16 protein-coding genes and 1 other annotated feature are annotated in these 20,593 nt (G+C 39.4%); of the genes, 7 read left to right on the top strand and 9 right to left on the bottom strand.

The window, feature by feature from the left end; genetic code table 11:
• Positions 1-355: 355 nt before the first annotated feature.
• Together mazF and GSM42_RS12310 are read right to left on the bottom strand one after the other, a co-directional pair.
• Positions 356-706 carry an endoribonuclease MazF gene (mazF, locus tag GSM42_RS12315; RefSeq protein WP_338055293.1) on the bottom strand — a complete coding sequence of 117 codons (351 nt, stop codon included), beginning with the start codon at positions 704-706 and terminating at the stop codon, positions 356-358.
• The gene (locus GSM42_RS12310) at positions 703-975 is read right to left on the bottom strand and encodes an AbrB/MazE/SpoVT family DNA-binding domain-containing protein (RefSeq protein WP_160801835.1); all 273 of its coding nucleotides are present in this window, start codon (positions 973-975) and stop codon (positions 703-705) included. Before GSM42_RS12310 ends, mazF begins: the two co-directional genes overlap by 4 nt.
• Positions 976-1,027: 52 nt before the next feature.
• Between GSM42_RS12310 and GSM42_RS20380 the strand changes: the two genes are divergently transcribed.
• The 5 genes from GSM42_RS20380 (at position 1,028) to acsA (ending at position 7,143) form a co-directional block, all read left to right on the top strand.
• Positions 1,028-3,124, top strand: coding sequence for a hypothetical protein (locus tag GSM42_RS20380; RefSeq protein WP_202404893.1), 2,097 nt, complete (start codon positions 1,028-1,030; stop codon positions 3,122-3,124).
• 146 nt (positions 3,125-3,270) lie between these two features.
• Entirely contained in the window at positions 3,271-4,314 is a 1,044-nt protein-coding gene (ccpA, locus tag GSM42_RS12300) for a catabolite control protein A (RefSeq protein ID WP_160801834.1), read from the top strand.
• Positions 4,311-5,018 (top strand): 5'-methylthioadenosine/adenosylhomocysteine nucleosidase, encoded by a 708-nt coding sequence (locus GSM42_RS12295; protein ID WP_237446582.1) that lies wholly within the window; start codon positions 4,311-4,313, stop codon positions 5,016-5,018. The genes ccpA and GSM42_RS12295 overlap by 4 nt, the downstream gene beginning before the upstream one ends.
• A gap of 88 nt (positions 5,019-5,106) precedes the next feature.
• On the top strand, positions 5,107-5,265 hold the full coding sequence (locus GSM42_RS12290; RefSeq protein ID WP_160801833.1) for a DUF1540 domain-containing protein: 159 nt from the start codon (positions 5,107-5,109) through the stop codon (positions 5,263-5,265).
• 186 nt (positions 5,266-5,451) lie between these two features.
• Positions 5,452-7,143: an acetate--CoA ligase gene (gene acsA, locus GSM42_RS12285; protein ID WP_160801844.1), complete on the top strand. Its 1,692-nt coding sequence runs from the start codon at positions 5,452-5,454 to the stop codon at positions 7,141-7,143.
• Positions 7,144-7,220: 77 nt separating this feature from the next.
• Here acsA and GSM42_RS20375 read toward each other — a convergent pair whose 3' ends face one another.
• The 4 genes from GSM42_RS20375 to GSM42_RS21180 form a co-directional block, all read right to left on the bottom strand.
• Positions 7,221-8,006 (bottom strand): hypothetical protein, encoded by a 786-nt coding sequence (locus GSM42_RS20375; protein WP_202404892.1) that lies wholly within the window; start codon positions 8,004-8,006, stop codon positions 7,221-7,223.
• Positions 8,007-8,208: 202 nt separating this feature from the next.
• Positions 8,209-10,416 carry a transglycosylase domain-containing protein gene (locus tag GSM42_RS12275; protein ID WP_160801832.1) on the bottom strand — a complete coding sequence of 736 codons (2,208 nt, stop codon included), beginning with the start codon at positions 10,414-10,416 and terminating at the stop codon, positions 8,209-8,211.
• A 235-nt stretch (positions 10,417-10,651) separates the two neighbouring features.
• Positions 10,652-12,988, bottom strand: a complete 2,337-nt coding sequence (locus GSM42_RS12270; RefSeq protein ID WP_160801831.1) for a transglycosylase domain-containing protein — start codon at positions 12,986-12,988, stop codon at positions 10,652-10,654.
• Between the two features lie 133 nt (positions 12,989-13,121).
• Positions 13,122-15,581, bottom strand: a complete 2,460-nt coding sequence (locus GSM42_RS21180; protein WP_160801830.1) for a transglycosylase domain-containing protein — start codon at positions 15,579-15,581, stop codon at positions 13,122-13,124.
• A 49-nt stretch (positions 15,582-15,630) separates the two neighbouring features.
• Positions 15,631-15,841, top strand: a binding site (T-box leader).
• Between the two features lie 90 nt (positions 15,842-15,931).
• Here GSM42_RS21180 and GSM42_RS12260 point away from each other — a divergent pair.
• Both GSM42_RS12260 and tyrS read left to right on the top strand, forming a co-directional pair.
• Positions 15,932-16,084 (top strand): hypothetical protein, encoded by a 153-nt coding sequence (locus GSM42_RS12260; RefSeq protein ID WP_160801829.1) that lies wholly within the window; start codon positions 15,932-15,934, stop codon positions 16,082-16,084.
• A gap of 30 nt (positions 16,085-16,114) precedes the next feature.
• Positions 16,115-17,383 (top strand): tyrosine--tRNA ligase, encoded by a 1,269-nt coding sequence (gene tyrS, locus GSM42_RS12255; protein ID WP_160801828.1) that lies wholly within the window; start codon positions 16,115-16,117, stop codon positions 17,381-17,383.
• Between the two features lie 139 nt (positions 17,384-17,522).
• Here the strand turns inward: tyrS and GSM42_RS12250 are convergent, their stop codons facing one another.
• The 3 genes from GSM42_RS12250 to GSM42_RS12240 all read right to left on the bottom strand — a co-directional run bounded on the left by GSM42_RS12250 (position 17,523) and on the right by GSM42_RS12240 (position 20,561).
• A complete protein-coding gene (locus GSM42_RS12250; RefSeq protein ID WP_160801827.1) occupies positions 17,523-18,020 on the bottom strand; it encodes a hypothetical protein in 498 nt (165 codons plus the stop codon).
• A 311-nt stretch (positions 18,021-18,331) separates the two neighbouring features.
• A complete protein-coding gene (locus GSM42_RS12245) occupies positions 18,332-18,745 on the bottom strand; it encodes a hypothetical protein (RefSeq protein WP_160801826.1) in 414 nt (137 codons plus the stop codon).
• A gap of 49 nt (positions 18,746-18,794) precedes the next feature.
• Positions 18,795-20,561 (bottom strand): ABC transporter transmembrane domain-containing protein, encoded by a 1,767-nt coding sequence (locus GSM42_RS12240; RefSeq protein ID WP_160801825.1) that lies wholly within the window; start codon positions 20,559-20,561, stop codon positions 18,795-18,797.
• Between the last annotated feature and the right edge of the window lie 32 nt (positions 20,562-20,593).

The following is a 20,593-nucleotide window of genomic DNA, read 5'->3' as shown; positions in this document are numbered from 1 at the left end:
ACAAAATTAAAAGGCATGAGTCCAGTACAATACCGAACTCATGCCCGGCAGCAAGCTGCCTAATTTTCGTGTCTAACTTTTTGGGTTCACTACAAAAATATTGTTGGGTCTTTTTATTAAATCATATAATCAGAAATAATATTTTGAAAAACGGGAAGAGGAAATGGTAATGATAGTATGATGATAAAAAAATAAGGAAGTTCATCACCTATGATTGGACAACCCAAAATGGCTGGGAACCGCGTGAAGCGTCACAAGCTAACTGTAAACGGAGCCTCTTTGAAGGACGAGTAGCCTTAGCTCAAACTGTGCGAGTCCCACCTGATATAATATGATTGAATGAAAAATGGAAATATTATAAAAGTAATTCATCCGGATCGATAACAACTAATAATTTAGATAGAACTTCTGTCAACGTCGAGACAGGGCATTCATCAATAAAAGAAGTTTCTCTTGCTTTCCAGTCAATGCTTTTTGCTTGATCAGATAACACAACTCCATTAATTTTTAAATCTTCAGGAAGCTGCACTTCAAATGGATATCCTTTTGTTTTACTTGTAATCGGGCAAACCTGAGCCAATCCAAGAATTTCGTTATATTCATGAGCGGATAAAACGAGAGCAGGTCTCCTGCCTGCTTGCTCATGGCCTGATTGTGGATCAAAATTCATCCAAATGATATCGCCTCGCTTAGGAATGTAACTCACCAAATTTCCCTCCCTATAGGCTTACCCCAATCAAATTTATTTGCATTTTCTTTGGTGACTTTAGACATGAGGTCTTCAAACTTATATTTTCTATTTCTCTTTTCAGTTTCTGCTTTTTCTATTACAATCTTTCCATTTTCATCTTGATACATATAAAATAAATCTCCCGGTTTTGAATCCTTTGTGAGTTCTGACGGGACATTAAAAGCTAAACTGTTCCCATTTTTCGTCAATCTACGGGGGAATTTTTTTGGCATTTCTTGACCCATATTTATCACCTCGATGTAAGTATATCAGACGTACGTACGAAGGTGCAATCAATTGAGCGGAAATTTTGTTTGTATTCTATGGTTTCGCTTTCTAGTAACCTTTTGGTATGATAAACCTACTACTACAGGAAAGATAGATGGGGGAAGATTGGTCGTGAGTGCAAGAGAATACCTGGAAAAAGCAAATCGCTATCAGGTAAAACCGGAGGAATTATTTCAATATTTTGCCCAAAATGTATGGAAATTAACAGTTTTGTATCAAAAATCGTCACTGGGCAAGAAGCCATTGTTAGCTAGAAGTAACCGTCCTGGTTCCAAGTATGTAGTTGCTTTTACAGATCAAGAAGCAGCAAAAATGGTACGCGTAAGGCAACCTGAGTATCTGGAGATGACAGACGAGCCAGCGTTACCATTTCTGTTAAAAGCTTACCGCTCCAATGCCGAAGGGTTGATGTTTAATCCAGGGCTTGACTCCAGATTTTTCGTCGTTCAACATCAATTGCTGGAATGGATCCGCTATTATTGTATCCATATGTTTTCCAAACAAGCAGATGCATGGGTTATACGTTCAGGTTCTTCTGTTTTAAAAGGAGCATATCAACCTGGATTTTCGACGATCGTTATTTATACAGGAGAACAAGAAGCTAGTAAGAGCGCAGAAAAAAGTGGCGGAGTTGCTACTTCGATCAGTTGGGAAAAGATTTTTCAATACCTCGAACGCCTTGGTTCTAAGACTTTATACGTGAATTATGGTTTACCAGAGGCATTTTTGCTCAATCCTGACCAAGTGGTGCAGATAAAGAATGGTTCAAAGACTGGATATGTCGAACAAACGACAAATTCTTATTCCTTTATTCCAGATGTTCCAGATTTGCCGATTCCAAGTGAAAATGAATCAGTAGAATCGCTGCCAGAAGAAACCGCAAATATTCACGAAGACAAAATTACGCAAACTACTGAAACAGAAGTGATCGATTGGGAATCTGCATTTTCAGAAGAAGAGCCATTAACATTTGGCACAGATAGAAAAAAAGAAGATACATATACATCAGAAGCACCTGTAGTTGTACCAAAGAAAGAAAAGGTAGAAGCACAGCAATATCAAATACCAACCTCTTCGACAGATGCGATAACCGAAGAGAAAAAATCCGATATCAACGTAATGCCTGAACAGAAAATAGTAGAATTAGAACCAGTAGTAAAACCAGAGCCTGTGGTAAAACCAGAGCCTGTGGTAAAACCAGAACCAGTAGTAAAACCAGAGCCTGTGGTAAAACCAGAGCCTGTGGTAAAACCAGAGCCTGTGGTAAAACCAGAGCCGGTAGTAAAACCAGAGCTAGTTGTTAAGCCGGAATCAGTTACAGTGAAGCAAGACAATGAAGTGCCAGAACAAACTCATAAAAATAACAACGTGCAAGAAGAGAAAAATGTCGTAGAAAACCATGAGGAATCTACTGTTTCAGAAAACACATATTCAGCATTTGATAATCCTTGGGATGACGATGACGATGACGGTTTTTCTGAAACGATCCCACATACGAGTTTATTTTTTCAATCCGATAATCAAATAAATGAAAGCGAAAATGAGAAAAATATAATACCTGAACCTGAACCAATACCGGAAACAACTTTCCAACAAGAAGAAAAGTTTGTGAAAGAGGAAGAGAAACCTGTCCAACAAAACGAGCAACCGCAGGTAGAAACAGAGAATGTTCCTCCTGTTTTGCCTCGTAATCCTGCTATTCCTGATGATGTTGCTTATGGTTTAAGAGTACTGGAGACTGCGACAAATGAAGGAAAAGGAATGGCAAATGGCTGGGAAGTTTGCAGGGCATTAGCCGATCTGAGGAGAATCTGGGTAATTGTTGATTTAGAAGGAAAAATGGTGATTCTTGCAAGCCAAGATGAGAATCAGATTGCTGATTTTTTCACATCTGAGGAATATGCGAAAACATTAATTGACGAAGCTCACCGAAGGAACAACAATCTTCCAGAAATGGTTCCGAGGTTGATTTCGACCAAAAAATTGTTTAAAGCACTCGCCCCGACACAATGTATCATCTGGATTAATCGTGGATCTCCAAATGCTTGGACTAGTATTATGGGGGATACATTACCGTATGTTCTACAATTGATGGCACAAAAATAATAAAAAAGACCTCATACAGCCTTTTTTGGAGAATGGTAATGATTGTCATTACAATTATCTTTTCAAAAATTGGTGTGTTGGGTCTTTTTTGTATACAATTTGTTATACTACAAATGATACTTCTATAGTAAAGAGGTCAGAGAAAAATGGACAAAAAGAAAGAAACTATTACAATTTATGATGTCGCCCGCGTTGCAGGCGTTTCTATGGCAACGGTTTCTCGAGTCGTAAATGGAAATTCCAATGTAAAACCAGCAACTCGTAAAAAAGTTCTTGGTGTGATAGAACAGTTAGGTTACCGTCCTAATGCAGTAGCTCGTGGACTAGCGAGTAAAAAAACAAAGACTGTTGGTGTGGTTATACCTGACATCTCTAATGCTTTCTACTCGGAAGTTACACGTGGAATTGAAGATATTGCAACGATGTATCGATACAATATTATTTTGTGTAACTCTGACCTACAACAAGAACGAGAGACACAATTGATTGAAACTCTGTTAGAGAAGCAAGTAGATGGCTTACTTTTCCTTGGTGGAAATGTAAGAGAGGAACATCTTCGAATTTATGAACATACTAATGTCCCGGTTGTTTTGGTTGCAACAAAAGTGGAAGACAATGCATTACCAGCAGTCGGAATCGATCAACATGAAGCGGCTTATGATGCAACTGTTCACTTCATACAAGGTGGACATAAAAAAATAGCATTAATTGGTGGTCCACTTACCGATCTTGTGAAAGGGTATCCACGCTATATCGGTTATAAACATGCACTCGAAGAACATCAGATTGAATTTGATGAGCATTTGATTCGGATAGGAGACTATCGTTACGATTCTGGATATCAAGCAATGTCTACATTGCTGAGCTTAACTGATGTTCCGACTTCTGTAGTTGTGTTGAGTGATGAGATGGCAGTAGGTGCTATTCATGCTATTTTAGATAATGGTAAGAAAATACCTGAAGATATTGAGGTTATTGGTTACAATAATATTCCTATCGCATCACAAGTTCGTCCATTACTAAGTACAGTGGATGTGCCGATGTATGATTTGGGAGCAGTTGCGATGCGTTTATTAACTAAATATATGCATGGTGAAGAGGTTCAAACAGGACAAGTAACACTGCCTCACTCCTTAAAGTTACGGAGTTCTACCCGTCCTCTTGGATCGATAGAAGGTGAACAATCTTGATCGGCATAATAGGAGCAATGGATGTAGAAATTGAACAACTGCTCTTAGGTATGGTAAATACGCAATCAAAAGATTTTTATGGAAATCAGTTTATAACAGGGACGTTGGCTAATGTGCCTATTGTCATCACAAAATCTGGAGTTGGCAAAGTAAATGCTTCTATTTCTGCCCAGACACTCATCCATGAATATCAAGTAGATTCGGTACTTTTTATCGGGGTCGCAGGTGCACTTCATCCAGAGTTAGAAATAGGCGACATGATCATCTCTAGTTCTTGTCAAGAACATGATCTAGATGCAAGTACACTTGGATTTCCACGAGGCACTGTTCCCTATCAATCAATATCTGAATACCCAGCAGACTCAAAACTTGTTCAAACTGCCTTAACTGCGGCAACGGAATTGGATGGAATTACCGTTCGTACGGGTAAAGTTCTTTCTGGAGATCAATTTATTTCTGATCCATCACTTGTACAGTATCTATATACAGAACTAAATGGTGATTGTGTGGAGATGGAGGGAGCTGCTGTTGCCCATGTATGCTACCTGGCCCATATACCATATGTAGTTATTCGTTCGATGTCAGATCGAGCTGATCACGAGGCACCTGTCGATTTTGTTAAGTTTACAGAGCTAGCTGCAATACGATCCTCTCAATTGGTAACATCTATGTTGCATCTTATCCACAATTACGGGGTAGCTTAACGATTACGAGCTAGTCTCGTTTATATAGTGGTTTTATTGCATCAACATGTAAGATATCACTCAACCAACGAATGAGGAGGTGTCGTTGATGCCAAAAGATGTGATGTGTGAGGTTAACAATTGTACCTATTGGGGTCAAGGTAACCGATGCGAAGCAGATCAGATCTATGTTGTTGCTCAGCATGAAGAACAAGCTGATAACAGTGAGGAAACTGATTGCCATACCTTTAAACCCAAGCATCACTAAAATAATTAGCTGTGTGTCGAAGCCTTTTAGGGCGTAGACACCAGTCTTAATGTAGATAAGATAAAACTTATCTACTAAAAAAGAAAAACCAGCTTCTAATTCTTACATCTGGATAGAAGCTGGTTTTTCATTTATCATAGGAGTAAGGAGGCGATTTTTTTGGAACATCTTACATCTATTAATCCTATGACAACAGGTAATAATCTGAGCGACTATGAAAAAGAAAAAGATACTTTCCAGTGGTCTGATGTTGAAAAGGTATTTAGTTGGCATCAAACTGGTAAGGTAAATGTCGCCTACGAGTGTGTCGATCGGCACGTAGAGGAAGGTAGAGGAGATAAGATTGCCCTCTCTTATAGTGATCCAGTACGTTCTGAAAATATTACGTATGAACAACTGAAACAGCATTCAAATCGCTTTGCAAATTTATTAAAACGCTTACATATTGAAAAAGGAGATCGTGTTTTTATTTTTTTGCCAAGAACACCTGAATTTTATGCTAGTTTTTTTGGGGTTTTAAAAATAGGGGCTGTTGTGGGACCTTTGTTCGAAGCCTTTATGACAGCTGCCGTTCAAGATAGGTTGGATAATAGCGAAGCAGTAGCACTGGTTACTACACCACAGCTTTTAAAACGAGTTCCAGTGGATCAGCTCCCACATCTGAAAAAAATTATATTAGTTGGAGGAGAAGACAATCAGCAATTGGGTCACTACTCATTTGAAAAAGGAGTGTTTCAAGAGTCTTCCGACTTTTCAATGGAATGGGTAGATTTGGAACATCCTATGATTATACACTACACATCGGGTTCCACTGGAAAACCAAAGGGTGTTTTACATGTTCATCATGCAATGATCCAGCATTATCAGACAGGAAAATGGGTGCTCGATCTAAATTCTGATGATATTTATTGGTGTACGGCTGATCCTGGTTGGGTAACTGGTACATCTTACGGCATTTTTGCACCTTGGTTAAATGGTGTGACAAATGTGATTCGTGGAGGTCGATTCAGCCCTGATGATTGGTATCAGACACTGGAAACCAATAAAGTAACTGTATGGTATAGCGCACCTACTGCATTTCGTATGTTAATGGGTGCTGGAGATGAAGTAGTAGAAAAATATGATCTGAGCAATGTTCGCCATATAATGAGTGTAGGAGAACCTCTAAACCCTGAAGTGATACGCTGGGGCTTGCAAGTATATAAGAAACGAATTCATGATACATGGTGGATGACAGAAACAGGTGGAATTGTGATAGCAAATTACCCCCAAATGGAAATTCGCCCGGGTTCGATGGGTCGTCCAATCCCAGGTGTTCATGCAGCGATTATTGATGATAATGGACTAGAGTTGCCACCTAACACAATGGGACATCTCGCAGTCAAAACACCTTGGCCATCTCTGATGCGTTCGATTTGGAACAATCCAGAAAAATATAAAGAATATTTCCAAATTCCTGGTTGGTATGTATCCGGTGACACTGCATACCAAGATGAAGATGGATATTTCTGGTTCCAAGGGCGAGAAGACGATGTCATTAACACATCAGGAGAGCGGGTAGGACCGTTTGAAGTGGAAAGCAAACTGGTAGAACATCCTGCAGTTGCAGAAGCAGGGGTTATTGGAAAGCCAGATGAGCTTCGTGGTCAAATCATTAAAGCATTTATCGCCTTACGGGATGGTTATGCACCATCAGAAGAATTAAAAAAAGAAATAGCAGCTTTCGTAAAAAGTGGATTAGCTGCACATGCTTCTCCACGAGAAATCGAATTTAAAGATAAATTGCCAAAAACACGCAGTGGTAAAATCATGCGTCGTGTCTTGAAAGCGTGGGAATTAGGACTTCCAGCAGGAGACTTATCAACGTTAGAAGATTAATCCAAGAAGAAAAGCCATTCATTATAATTGAGTGGCTTTTTGGTTTATATCTATGTGATTTATTCCATAAATGAGATTTAAAGTCTGTTAAACCTACGTCTCCCATAAAATCTTTTTCTTCTCGAATTTCCTCTGCGAGGGAGAGGGCGTAATCTTCTAGTGGATCTTTCGTTATTCTCTGTTTGAATATTACTGTCATCATCATCATTATCGTCATCATCATCATCATCATTATCGTCATCATCGTCATCATCGTCATCATCGTCATCATCGTCATCATCGTCATCATCGTCATCATCGTCATCATCGTCATCATCGTCATCATCGTCGTCATCATCGTCATCATCATCATCATCATCATCATCGTCATCATCATCGTCGTCATCATCATCGTCATCATCATCGTCGTCATCATCATCGTCATCATCATCATCATCGTCGTCATCGTCGTCATCATCGTCATCGTCATCATCGTCATCATCGTCGTCATCGTCGTCATCATCATCGTCGTCATCATCGTTATCATCGTCGTCATCGTCATCGTCATCGTCGTCATCATCATCGTCATCGTTTAAAATGGTAATTAGCTTTTCGTCTTGTTCCTCCCCTAATGCAGATAATGTTATCTCTTTTTCATCATCATTATCTTTATAACGAACAGTAAGAGGCTGTTGATTAGCAGCTAGGCCAGCACCTCCAGCTAAATTGATGGTGATTTGTATTCGATTTTCGTTCTTTGCTTTGCTCTCACTTTTTGATTTATTTTTAAAATTGTTTTCTCTTTGAGATGTTTTAATTTTTCTTTGTTTTGGCTTTCTTGTGCAGGGTCTTTTCTTTCTACGACAATTTGTTTGCCATCTCATGAAAATCACACCATCCTTTAATATAAAATAACTATTTATTACTGGTATCCTATGACGATGGTGTGATTTTTGATTGGTTATTTAATCTGGTCTTTGTACCTATTTCTTGTTAATAAAAAACTCACTACTAATTGTTAGAAGTGAGTTTTTCTAGTAAAAAAGATATGAACTTGCTTGATTGTTAGAGCCTATTGTTCAGGGCTTATTCTTCATTTGGTTTTTGCGTTTGATTGGATGGTACGATACCGGTATTTTGTTGTTGCTGCCCATTTTCACTTGAATCATTTGAATCGGATGATGCAGGCGTTTTACGATTACATTCAAAGCATTTCTCACCGGATGATCCACCAGGATTTTGGAAATTCGTCCCTTTTGGAATAAGTGTTGGGTTGGTAGATGCTGCTGCTTTAAACAGTTTAATCCAAGCCGTTTTTGCTAAGTCATGGTCCCCTTTTTTGTTGTAATCAAAACCAGACCATACCCCGAGGGACACTTCTGGAGTGTATCCAACAAACCATAGATCGTATTCACTGGTAGTTGTACCGGTTTTACCAGCAATATTATAGCCGCCGATCTGTCCGATAGAACTTGCTGCTGTTCCTCCATCTACCACTGTCTTCATCATCTTCGTGAGTTGATAAGCAGTTTGTGGGGAAAATACTTCTTTTGATGCATGCTCTTTTGCATAATCAAAGATTACATTTCCTTGAGAATCGGTAATTTTTGAGATTAGATGTGGTTTATTAAATTGACCATTGTTGGCAATCATCGCATATGCACCAGTCATTTGTTCTACGGTATATCCATAGGTTGCGCCACCGAGTACAAGCGCTTCTCCGTCATTTTTATGAGGAGGCATTCCCATGGCTCTGATGTAATCAAATACTTTTTGTCTTCCTAGTTTACTCTGTGTGGCACGAAATACCTTGATAGCAGGGATATTATAGGAGAACTGCAATGCTCTGGTAGCAGTAACTGGTCCACTATACTTACCATTGGAGTTTCGATAAACAGCAGAACTATACTCTTTGTTAACTGGCTCATCAACAATGATGGAGTTAGATGAAATAACTCCTTCGTTGATACCAGGACCATAGGATAATAATGGCTTCATAGCAGAACCTGGTTGATTTTGTGCATCTAAGGCATGGTCTTTTTGGTTTTCCTCAAAGTCTGTTCCTGCGAAGAAAGAGAGGACTGCTCCAGATTTATTTTCCACCATCACAGCACCAATTTGTTCACGAACCATTCTTCCATTGATTTTCTTACGGGGGAAGTCGATTCCTTCTACGGATTTATTCATATTGTCATAAAGTGCTTGATCGACAGTAGAATAAATTTTCAAGCCGCCCACACGGACTCTATCGGTATAGTATTTATAAGATCTATCTTTTGCTTCTTCTGGATGGTATTTTTTATCCAACTCTTGTAACGTTTTAATGGCCTCGCTCTCGATTGCAGAGATTACAAATGGATAAGTCGCGTACGCATTTTTGAAATCACTCGGTTTTGCAAATGATTTGGTGATATCGTATTTGGCAGCTTCATCCCGCTGCTTTGCGGTGATTTTTTTATTGACCACCATGTTATCGAGTACAAGTTTCATTCGTTTTTTGCCGAGCTTGATATTTTCTTGTTTCTTCTTTTCATCACTAAAAGTAAAAGGATTGTATGCATTTGGACGTTGAGCCATTCCACCGATATAAGCTGCTTCTGCAAGCGTTAAATCTTTGGCATTTTTGTTAAACAGGCCTCTTGCGGCAGCCATTACTCCATACATGTGTTTTCCATTGGCACCTTTTCCAAAATAAACACTGTTGAGATAACTGACAAAGATTTCTTCTTTGGAATAGTATTTTTCCAGACGCAATGAGTTGACAATTTCTAGTGCTTTACGTTCAAAGGATTTGTCTCGGTTCCCTAGAATTTCGATTTTTACTAACTGTTGTGTTAACGTACTACCACCTGTCGTTACCTCACTGCCAGTCACTTGTTGCATAGAAGCACGCAAGATAGAGCTAGGTACAATTCCATTATGGGAATAAAATTCTCTGTCTTCTGTTGATAATAATGCATCCAATAAACTTGGACTCACATCAGTTAGCTTTCGTACCAACACACGGTCTTTCTCGTTATGCATGGCACCGATTAATTTTGGCTGACCACTATTTGCATCACGGAAGTATGCATAACTCGTCTCGGACCAACCTTTTAATTGTGGATCATAATCTTTTTTGGTCCTTATTTTTTCGTCTTTTGTGAAAGCAGACACGATTCCAGCCCCAACACCTAATACTGCAACTGCTGTAACTAAGATGAGGGTTAATATGACATAAAGTGTGACCAAGAGGATTTTTAGTTTGCTGCGTTTTTTCTTGGTGGGCACCTGTGTATTTTTTTGCTCATGCATTAGCCCAATTCCCCTCCCCATATGTACGAATTATAACACAAGAGGTAATGATTACATTTATAGATATCTTGTGACAATGTTTTTTTTTCAATCAGAAGTGAATCTTCTCTATTACTTTCGTCTTTTTTGCTATGGGATTTAACAATAATGGTGACGTTTTTATGAAATTGAACAATTTTTGTCTTCATAAAAATACTTCCTTCTAATTGTTTGAGAAGGAAGTTTTTTAAAGCTATTATGTTTGATCATCTTCTTTTCGTTTTTCCCCAGCACTAGGAATAATTTGTCCATCATTTTTTTTAGGTTCTTCAGTGGTTGTTTCTTGTGTCTCTTTCTGTTTTTCTTTCGTATTTTGATTGGATGGAGGAGTGATATTTGCCTCTTTTTGTTCTTTTTTCTCTTTTTCCTGCTTTTTTTCTTTTTGTTGATTATTATCATTTGATTTATTCGAATCGGACGATGCAGGGGTTTTTCGATTACATTCAAAACATTTTTCACCGGATGATCCACCAGGGTTTTGGAAATTCGACCCTTTTGGAATAAGTGTTGGGTTGGTAGATGCTGCTGCTTTAAACAGTTTGACCCAAGCCGTTTTTGCTAAGTTCTGATCGCCTTTTTTGTTGTAATCAAAGCCCGACCATACCCCGAGGGACACTTCTGGAGTGTATCCAACAAACCAAAGATCGTATTCGCTGGTAGTTGTACCGGTTTTACCAGCAATATTGTAGCCACCGATCTGCCCAATAGAACTTGCTGCTGTTCCAGCATCTACAACTGTCTTCATCATCTTCGTGAGTTGATAAGCAGTTTGTGGGGAAAATACTTCTTTTGGTGCATGTTCTTTTGCATAATCGAAGATCACATTTCCTTGAGAGTCGGTAATTTTCGAGATTAGGTGTGGTTTATTAAATTGACCATTGTTGGCAATCATGGCATATGCACCAGTCATTTGTTCTACGGTATACCCGTAAGTTGCACCACCGAGTACGAGTGCTTCTCCATCTTTTTCATGAGGAGGCATTCCCATTGCTCTGATGTAGTCAAATACTTTTTGTCTTCCCAGTTTACTCTGTGTAGCGCGGAATACTTTAATAGCTGGTATATTATACGAGAACTGCAATGCTCTGGTAGCAGTAACTGGCCCACTATACTTACGATTGGAGTTACGATAGACAGCAGAACTGTACTCTTTGTTGATTGGTTCATCGACAATGATGGAGTTGGGTGAAATAACTCCTTCGTTGATGGCAGGACCATATGCTAATAATGGTTTCATCGCAGAACCTGGTTGGTTTTCAGCATCAAAAGCATGGTCTTTTTGGTTTTCCTCAAAGTCTGTTCCTGCAAAGAAAGAGAGGACTGCTCCAGATTTGTTTTCTACCATGACAGCACCGATCTGTTCTCGAATCAATTTTCCATTAATCTTTTTACGGGGAAAGTCGATTCCTTCCACGGATTTATTCATATTGTCATAAAGTGCTTGATCGACAGTAGAATAAATTTTCAAACCGCCCACACGGACTTTATCGGTATAGTATTTATAGGTTCTATCTTTTGCTTCTTCTGGATGGTATTTTTTATCCATCTCTTGTAACGTTTTAATGGCCTCGCTCTCGATTGCAGAGATCACAAATGGATAAGTCGCGTACGCATTTTTGAAATCACTCGGTTTTGCAAATGATTTGGTGATATCGTATTTGGCAGCTTCATCCCGCTGCTTTGCGGTGATTTTTTTATTGACCACCATGTTATCGAGTACAAGTTTCATTCGTTTTTTGCCGAGCTTGATATTTTCTTGCTTCTTCTTTTCATCACTAAAAGTAAAAGGATTGTATGCATTTGGACGTTGAGCCATTCCACCGATATAAGCTGCTTCTGCTAGCGTTAAATTTTTGGCATCTTTGTTAAACAGACCTTTTGCAGCAGCCATTACCCCATACATGTGTTTTCCATTGGCACCTTTTCCAAAATAAACACTGTTGAGATAACTGACAAAGATTTCTTCTTTGGAATAGTAGTTTTCCAGACGCAATGCGTTGACAATTTCTAGTGTTTTACGTTCAAAGGATTTATCTCGGTTCCCTAAGATTTCGTTTTTCACTAACTGTTGTGTTAATGTACTACCACCTGTCGTTACCTCACTGCCAGTTACTTGTTGCATGGCAGCACGCAAGATAGAGGTAGGTACAATTCCATTATGAGAATAAAAATCTCTGTCTTCCGTTGATAATACGGCATCCAATAACAATTGATTCACGTCAGATAGTTTTCGTACCAACACACGGTCTTGCTCATTGTGCATGGCACCGATTAATTTTGGCTGACCACTATTTGCATCACGGAAGTATGCATAACTCGTTTCAGACCAACCATTAAGTGATTCATCAAAGTCTTTTTTGGTACGGGCTTTCTCATCCTTTGTGTAGGCGGACACGATTCCAGACCCAACGCCTATTACTGCAATTGCTGCAATTAAGACGAGGGTTAATATGACATAAAGTGTAACCAAGAGGATTCTTAGTTTGCTGCTTTTTTTCTTGGTAGACACCTGTATATAATTTTGCTCTTGCATTTCTCCGATTCCCCTCCTCATATGATACGAATTATACCACAGGATATTAAGGGTAAGCTTATAGAATTCTTGTGACAATGTGGACTTCCTAAAGGGAATTTTATCCAAAAAAAAGAAAGCCCTCTAAGGGCTTTTACGGATTGGTTAATGGAGAGTTATTTCCTCCATCGGCAGGTGAACCATTTGCATCGTTATTGTTTTCGGTGCCACTATTTGTAGACCCATTGTCATTGTTGTTTCCACCATTACCGCCATTGTCTCCATCATTGTTGCTTCCACCGTCGTTTCCATTATCATCTCCTCCGTCATTGTTCCCATCACCAGTTCCGCCATCTGATGAAGGTGGTTTCCCGCCATCCTCATCTTTACTAGGAGGTGGAGTAGAAGGTTGTGTAGATGGTTTTGTTGGAGTGGTTGGTTTTTTATTCTCGTTATTTTTATTTTTCTCTTTCTCTTTGTTTTTAGCTTCATTAATTTGATTATCGTAACTTCGCTTTTTATCGCATTCAAATCCGCATTTTTCAGGTCCAATATCTCCTGGATTTTCGAAGTCACTGCCTTTTGGAATCAATGTTGAATTTTCTTCTACAGCTGCTTTGAAAATATTGATCCATGCTTTTTTCGAAAATTTATCGTCACCATCCATTGGGAAGTTGTAATCATAACCACTCCATACTCCAATGGTTACTTCAGGGGTATAACCAATAAACCATAAATCTTTGTCATCAGAGGTAGTCCCTGTTTTTCCAGCAACTTCATATCCAGAAGGTATGCGAGATCCTATATAAGATGCTGTTCCATCCATTACCGTTTTTAGCATACTGGTTACCTGATAAGCGGTTTGTGGGGAGAAAACGCGCCTTGGATTTTGTTTTCTTTCAAATAACACTTTTCCATCTGCATCGGTTACTTTGGAAATCATATAAGGTTTATTATACAGACCTTGATTTGCTAAAGTTGCAAAGGCCGCTGTCATTTTTTCTACTGTATAACCATTGGTAGCTCCACCAATTGCTGCTGCTTCTCCATCTTTTGGGGATGGTGGCAGGTTTAATTCTTTCAAGTAATTGAATCCTTTTTGATGTCCCAGTGCATTAAATGTTTTGATAGCCGGTATGTTGTAAGACCATTTTAATGCTTCTGTAACGCTGACAAATCCTTTGTATCTTCCATTACTATTTTTGTAATAACCAGAACCATCACTTTTCATAATCGGTTCATCTAAAATTTGTGAGTGTGGGGAAATGATTCCTTCTTCAATAGCTGGACCATAAACAAGCAGTGGCTTAATGGATGATCCAGGCTGTCTGGGAACCTGTAGAGCATGATCTTTCTGATTATTATCAAATGATTCGGTTCCTGACACAAAAGCTAAAACAGCACCTGTTTTGTTGTTAATGATGGTTGCACCAAGTTGTTCGTGGGCAGTTTTATTACCATAAGTACGATCTGTATATTCCAAACCTTCCGTAGCTGCTTTGTTGACAGAGTTATATAAGTTTTCGTCGATAGTGGTATAAAAACGATAACCGCCAGTAACTGCTTTTTTCTTATATTCCTCAAGCGTAGAACGATACTTTCCTTCTTTGCTCAATTGTTGGAAATTGAGATTGTCCATTTCCATTAAAGTTTCTGCGGCTTCATCTTCCATTGCAAACATGATAAAGGGATACTTTTCATATCCATTGTCAAAATCACTCGGTTTTGCCAATGACTTTTTTATATTGAATTGAAGTGCTTCTTTGTATTCTTTTTGTGTAATTTTTTTATTTTGGAGCATTTCGGTCAATACTAGTTTTAATCGTTTCATTCCACGCTGATAATTTTTTGGATCTTCATCAAGTGGATTTAGGGCATTTGGACGTTGAACCATACCAGCAATATATGCAGCTTGAGCTAAGTTGAGTTCTTTGGGGGTTTTGTTGAATAGCCCTTTTGCTGCTGCTTGAACACCATACATTTTTCGTCCATTGGCACCTTTTCCAAAGAAGACACTGTTCATATAGTAAACAAAAATTTCATCTTTGGAGTACATTTGCTCCATTCGTAGAGCTAATATAATTTCATTTGCTTTTCGTTCTATATCTTTCGAACGGTTTTTCAACACAATGTTTTTCACTAATTGTTGGGTAAGTGTACTACCACCGGTGGTCACTTCACTCCCGATTGCTTGTTGAAGTGCAGCTCTTGCGATGGAACGAGGAACTACCCCATTATGAGTGTAAAAATCACGATCTTCTACAGAAATAAAGGCATTAGTCAAGTGAGGGCTGACATCTTTGACGGTTTTGATCATTCGACGATCATTATCAAAACGTAACGCCCCAATCGTGACAGGTTTGCCATCTTTATCGGTATTTTGGAAGTATGCATAACTCGTTTGAAATAAATTGTTTAGTTCATTGTCAAAATCCTTTTTTGTTCGAACTTTCTCATCTTTCACAACAGCGGAAACAATTCCAGCTCCTGCACCAATGAGAACTACTCCAATCGTTACAATGGCAATTAGAATGGTTACTACTAATCGTATACTCCAGCGTATAATTTTCCTGGTGTCTACATGGGGTTTTATTTTCCAATTTCGTAGATTCACCTTGATACCCCCTCAGCGATAAGGTAATATTATATCATAATTTGATAAACAAGAAGCGATGAACTAAGCGAGTAGTCCTATGTTTGCATCGTTCAGAGAGCTGGTGGTATTGGTGAGAACCAGTCGAACACATAGGATCAAATTACACTTAGGAAGCTTTTGCGTATAGACGCACGGGAGACCCGTTATATCTTATTTTGAGTGGAGAACTTTTTTGTTTTCAACAAGGGTGGTACCGCGGGCATAGCTCCGTCCCTTTTTAGGGATGGAGTTTTTTTGTATTCTCCACCTATTTACTTGGTTTGGTTGATAAAACAGAAAAAAGTCTCCTCAAAAAGGAGTGAAAAGAGATGACACAGGAAAATAAGCCCACCCTAGCAGATGCTTTGTCGAAACAATTGCTCACAAAAAAATACAATCGTGGGGAAGCGATTCCCATCAAAGAGCTATTTGCAAACAAACAAGAGCAAAAGCGATTTCCAATTATTGACAATAGAAAGTAAATATCTATTCACAAAGGAGCGAATATATTCATGCGTCTATTAGAAGACTTAGCTTACAGAGGACTGATCTATCAAAATACAGATCCAGAAAAATTGGACGAACGCTTAGAGCAAAAACCTATTGTATTGTACTGCGGATTTGATCCAACAGCAGATAGTTTACACATTGGACACTTACTTCCGATTTTAATCCTTCGCCGTTTTCAACAGTATGGTCACCAGCCAATAGCATTAGTAGGTGGTGGAACAGGACTTATTGGTGATCCAAGTGGGAAAGCATCCGAGAGAACACTGAATACCAAAGAGGTTGTACAAGGATATTCAGATAGTATTCGATCCCAATTGTCTCGTTTCCTTGATTTTGAGAAAGCAGAAAATCCAGCACTTATTGCCAATAATTATGATTGGTTGGGTGAGTTAGAATTTATCCCATTCTTACGAGATGTAGGAAAGCATTTCCCGCTTAATTATATGTTAGCAAAAGAATCGGTAAATTCACGGCTTGAAAAAGGAATTTCTTTTACAGAGTTCAGTTATATGATTTTACAAGCCTATGATTACTTAGAATTACACCGTCGCTACGGTTGTGAATTACAAGTTGGCGGTAGCGATCAGTGGGGTAATATTACTGCTGGTACAGAGTTAATCCGCAAGACTGGAAGTAAATCCGATGAGCTCTTTGGATTAACTATTCCACTTGTAACCAAGAGTGATGGAACAAAGTTCGGTAAAACCGAAGGTGGAGCAGTCTGGCTAGACGCAAAGAAGACATCTCCATATTTATTCTATCAGTTTTGGTTAAATACCGATGATGCAGATGTTATCAAATACCTCAAATATTTTACATTTTTAACCAAAGATCAGATCGAAATATTAGTGGAAGCTGTAGAGACAGCCCCCGAGAAGAGAGATGCCCAACGCACATTAGCAGAAGAAATGACAAGATTAGTGCATGGAGAAGAAGCACTGCAAAGCGCGCAAAATATTACAGCAGCACTGTTTCAAGGCAAAGTTAGTTCTCTCACAGCATCTGAAATTGCGGAAGGATTTCAAGACGTTCCATCAGCTGCTATCGAAGGAAACGAGCTACCTCTGATAGATGTGCTCATTCAAGTAGGAGCCGCAAAATCCAAACGTGAAGCACGCGAGTTTGTGCAAAATGGTGCAGTCTCTGTGAACGATGAAAGAATAACAGATATCTCTACAGTGGTAAATAGCCTAAAAGCTATTGATGATAAATATCTTGTCATTCGTAGAGGGAAGAAAAAATATTTCTTGGCGGAGTTATCTTCGATTTAAAGCAAGAACCCATATCAATTTTAGTTGATATGGGTTCTTGCTGCATCTATGAAATGGAAAATTATTTTTTTGTCTCCTGCCCAATTGATGTAGATGGACAGGAGAGACATCCTACCATACCTTCCAAAGTAATTGTTAATCAGCAGGGGTTGTTTGGGCGGTAAGTCCATTCTCCTTGCTCATCTCGAAAAACAACCCAACAGCTGTAAGGTCGCTGCTCGATTCGCTCGCCGTTGAGGAAGAAGACTCCAGACTTACCCAGAGCGAAACAAATCTTATCCCTCATCGGATAGAAGGACAAGTTGGTTCCGGGAGAGTTCAACCAGAAGTTCGGGTGCACAAACTCGGTGATCCCCAAGAAGTGTGCGTATCCGACCATTTCTGGGTCATCATCGGTCTTGTCGTTGATTCGCGCGCCGTTTTGACCGTACTGAATGAATGTCTTTCCATCAGTAGGTACATTGCCACGAATCGATACCACGACATTGTGTTCCTCCAATCCGATGAGCATTTCTTCATCAGGCGAAGGGATGTACTTGGGAGAAGTAAATCCCGCGAACTTGTCGGGCTTGCTGGTCTGCTTCTCCGCGAAGCCGACCACCTCGTAACCGGCGACAGTTGCTTCCATTACAGTCATTGTGATTCCTTTCACAGGAAGGTATGCAGTTAATATTATTATAATGGGATACCTTTAGTAATTCTATCTATTTATATAGCAGCAAATAACAAGAGCGATAGTTTTCGCTCTTGTAGGTTACTATTGGGATCGCAGATCATAGAAAAGGCAATACATCTTTCCGTCAAACTTCCGGTATTTCCAATACAGAATCGTATAGGTTTTCTTTATAAAAAGGAAACCTTTCATATCTATTGCTATATCATTATTTTCCTTCCTCCTGTCCTAATAGTAATAGCACAGGAGGGATCTACATGGAAACGTAGATCTAATTACTCGATCACGTAGGGTTCCGCAACCCACGAACCGTTCTTGTGATGAATCTGCCAACCGCCGTCATGCAGACTCGTGTCCACTGGCTTACCACAGACAGTGAAGCAAGCCATGATGCCAGGTGATACCGAGAACTGCTGGCGATCCTGCTCCCAAGTGACCATCCCAGAAGTGACTCCGCTCAGGACGTTGTGGTCGAAACGAACCACATTAACGAGGTGGATCGAACGTGCACCCTCGTTTTCTACGATTCGGACGCTGAAGGCCTCAGCAGCCACTTCACCGGAAATTTTCAGGGTTTCTCCAATAGGAGCCCTGAAGATCACTCCCCAGTAGTCCGTTGCTTCGCCGTCGTGCCGTTCACCGATATTATGGATCGTGAAGCCACCGAGGGTCTCTTCCTTGACAGCCATAGGAATTCCTTTCTCACAGAAGATAGTGATCTATCTTATTATACTAAGGTTAACTAGCCAATTCTACTTTAAACTGCTGTTGAACCAATTGTTGATAAAGTGCATTGCTTGCAAGTAATTCTTCATGAGTTCCTGTACCAGTAAGTTTTCCTTTTTCCAATACGACAATCTGATCAGCATCGACAACGGTTGATAGTCGATGAGCGATAACTAGTGTTGTTCGGTCTTTCATCAAGTTTTGCAATGCTTCTTGCACTACTTGCTCAGATGCGGAGTCTAAGTTAGATGTGGCTTCATCTAGCATTAATATTTTTGGATCGTGTAAGATTGCCCTTGCGATTGCTATACGTTGACGCTGTCCGCCAGATAACTTGATTCCTCTTTCTCCTACCTCTGTCTCAAAACCGTCTGGCAGATCAAGAATAAATTCGTCTGCATAAGCGAGTTTTGCAGCACGCAGGAGTTCTTCTTCTGATACTTCTCTAGTCATTGCATAGCAAATATTATCTCGGATCGTACCTGCTAAGAGGGGGCTTTCTTGTGAGACATAACTAATACCCATCCGCCAATCGCGTAAAGAAAACTCAGGTATCGAATGTTCACCTAGTCGGATAACGCCGCTTGTTGGTGTATAGAAACGTTCCATCAGGGAGAAAAAGGTTGTTTTTCCGCTTCCGCTAGGACCTACAAGTGCAGTAACTTTACCAGGTTCAATCGTGAAGTTTAGGTTATGCAAGATCGTTTCTTTGCCTTCATATGCAAAAGAGAGATTTTCCACATGAATTGGTAGTTGTGGGTTTACTTTTGCTGTTTGCTCCTTTTGATCCATACCTTCTGTTTCATTATCCAATATTTCAGCGATTCGTTCCGTTGCGCCCATTGCTTTTTGGAGACCAACAAAAAACTGTGTCATGGTGGTTACAGGAATAATGATCTGGAACAAATACAGGATAAAGGCAACAAGTTCTCCAGCAGTCAAGTCTCCAGAAGCTACTCTCATGCCGCCGTACCCGATGATCATTACGAGCATAGACATCATAATAAGACCTGTGAGTGGTTGAAGAATAGCAATTATCTTGGACTCTTTTAACCCATATTGAAAGAGATGATCGATCTCTTTTTCCCCTTGTTTTTGTTCGACTGGTTCCGCAGTATATGCTTTTACTAATCGAATTTCAGATACCACTTGTGTAAGCAAACTCGTAAAAACAGCCGTCTTTTCTTGAATTCCTTTGGAAACTCCACGCATTTTCATACCAATTGGACGCATGACAAAGACAATGATTGGGATCGCAATTAGCATGACAAGAGTCATAGACCAATCCAAATAAAACAAAATGCACAAGGAACCTACAAGTGAGACAACACCTGTAAACATGGATACCAATTGGTTGGATATCAACTCACGAATGATTTGCGTATCATTGTTAATCCGACTGACGGTTTCCCCAGATTGATTCTTATCAAAGTATGGGATGGGAAGCATCAGCGTCTTGGCCCATATTTTTTTGCGAAGATTTGCAACAACGATCCCGCCAAGGTAAGCAAGATTATATGTTGCAAAGCTAGACATGACGGCTTGAATCAGAATAGCTCCGACGAGTAAAAGAACGGTTGATATTGTTAAGGAGCCTGTTGTCATCACATTAACTGCATCTTTGGTGAACCAAGGAACGATAAGACCTGCAATCGTAGATATCAAAGATAAACCAAGAACTAGTACAATTAAAGACTTTGGTAATTTATTTAGTTGGATTAGGTTCAAAAACTTTTTCCATTGTGTTTTTGAACTTGATGATGTTTCTTTCTCTTTCACACTTTTCCCTCCAATAATGTTTTGTATTATTA

This window comes from Shimazuella alba (genome assembly GCF_009831235.1).
In the GTDB taxonomy this organism is placed as follows: domain Bacteria; phylum Bacillota; class Bacilli; order Thermoactinomycetales; family Thermoactinomycetaceae; genus Shimazuella; species Shimazuella alba.
This window is presented reverse-complemented; position numbering and strand designations above follow the sequence as displayed.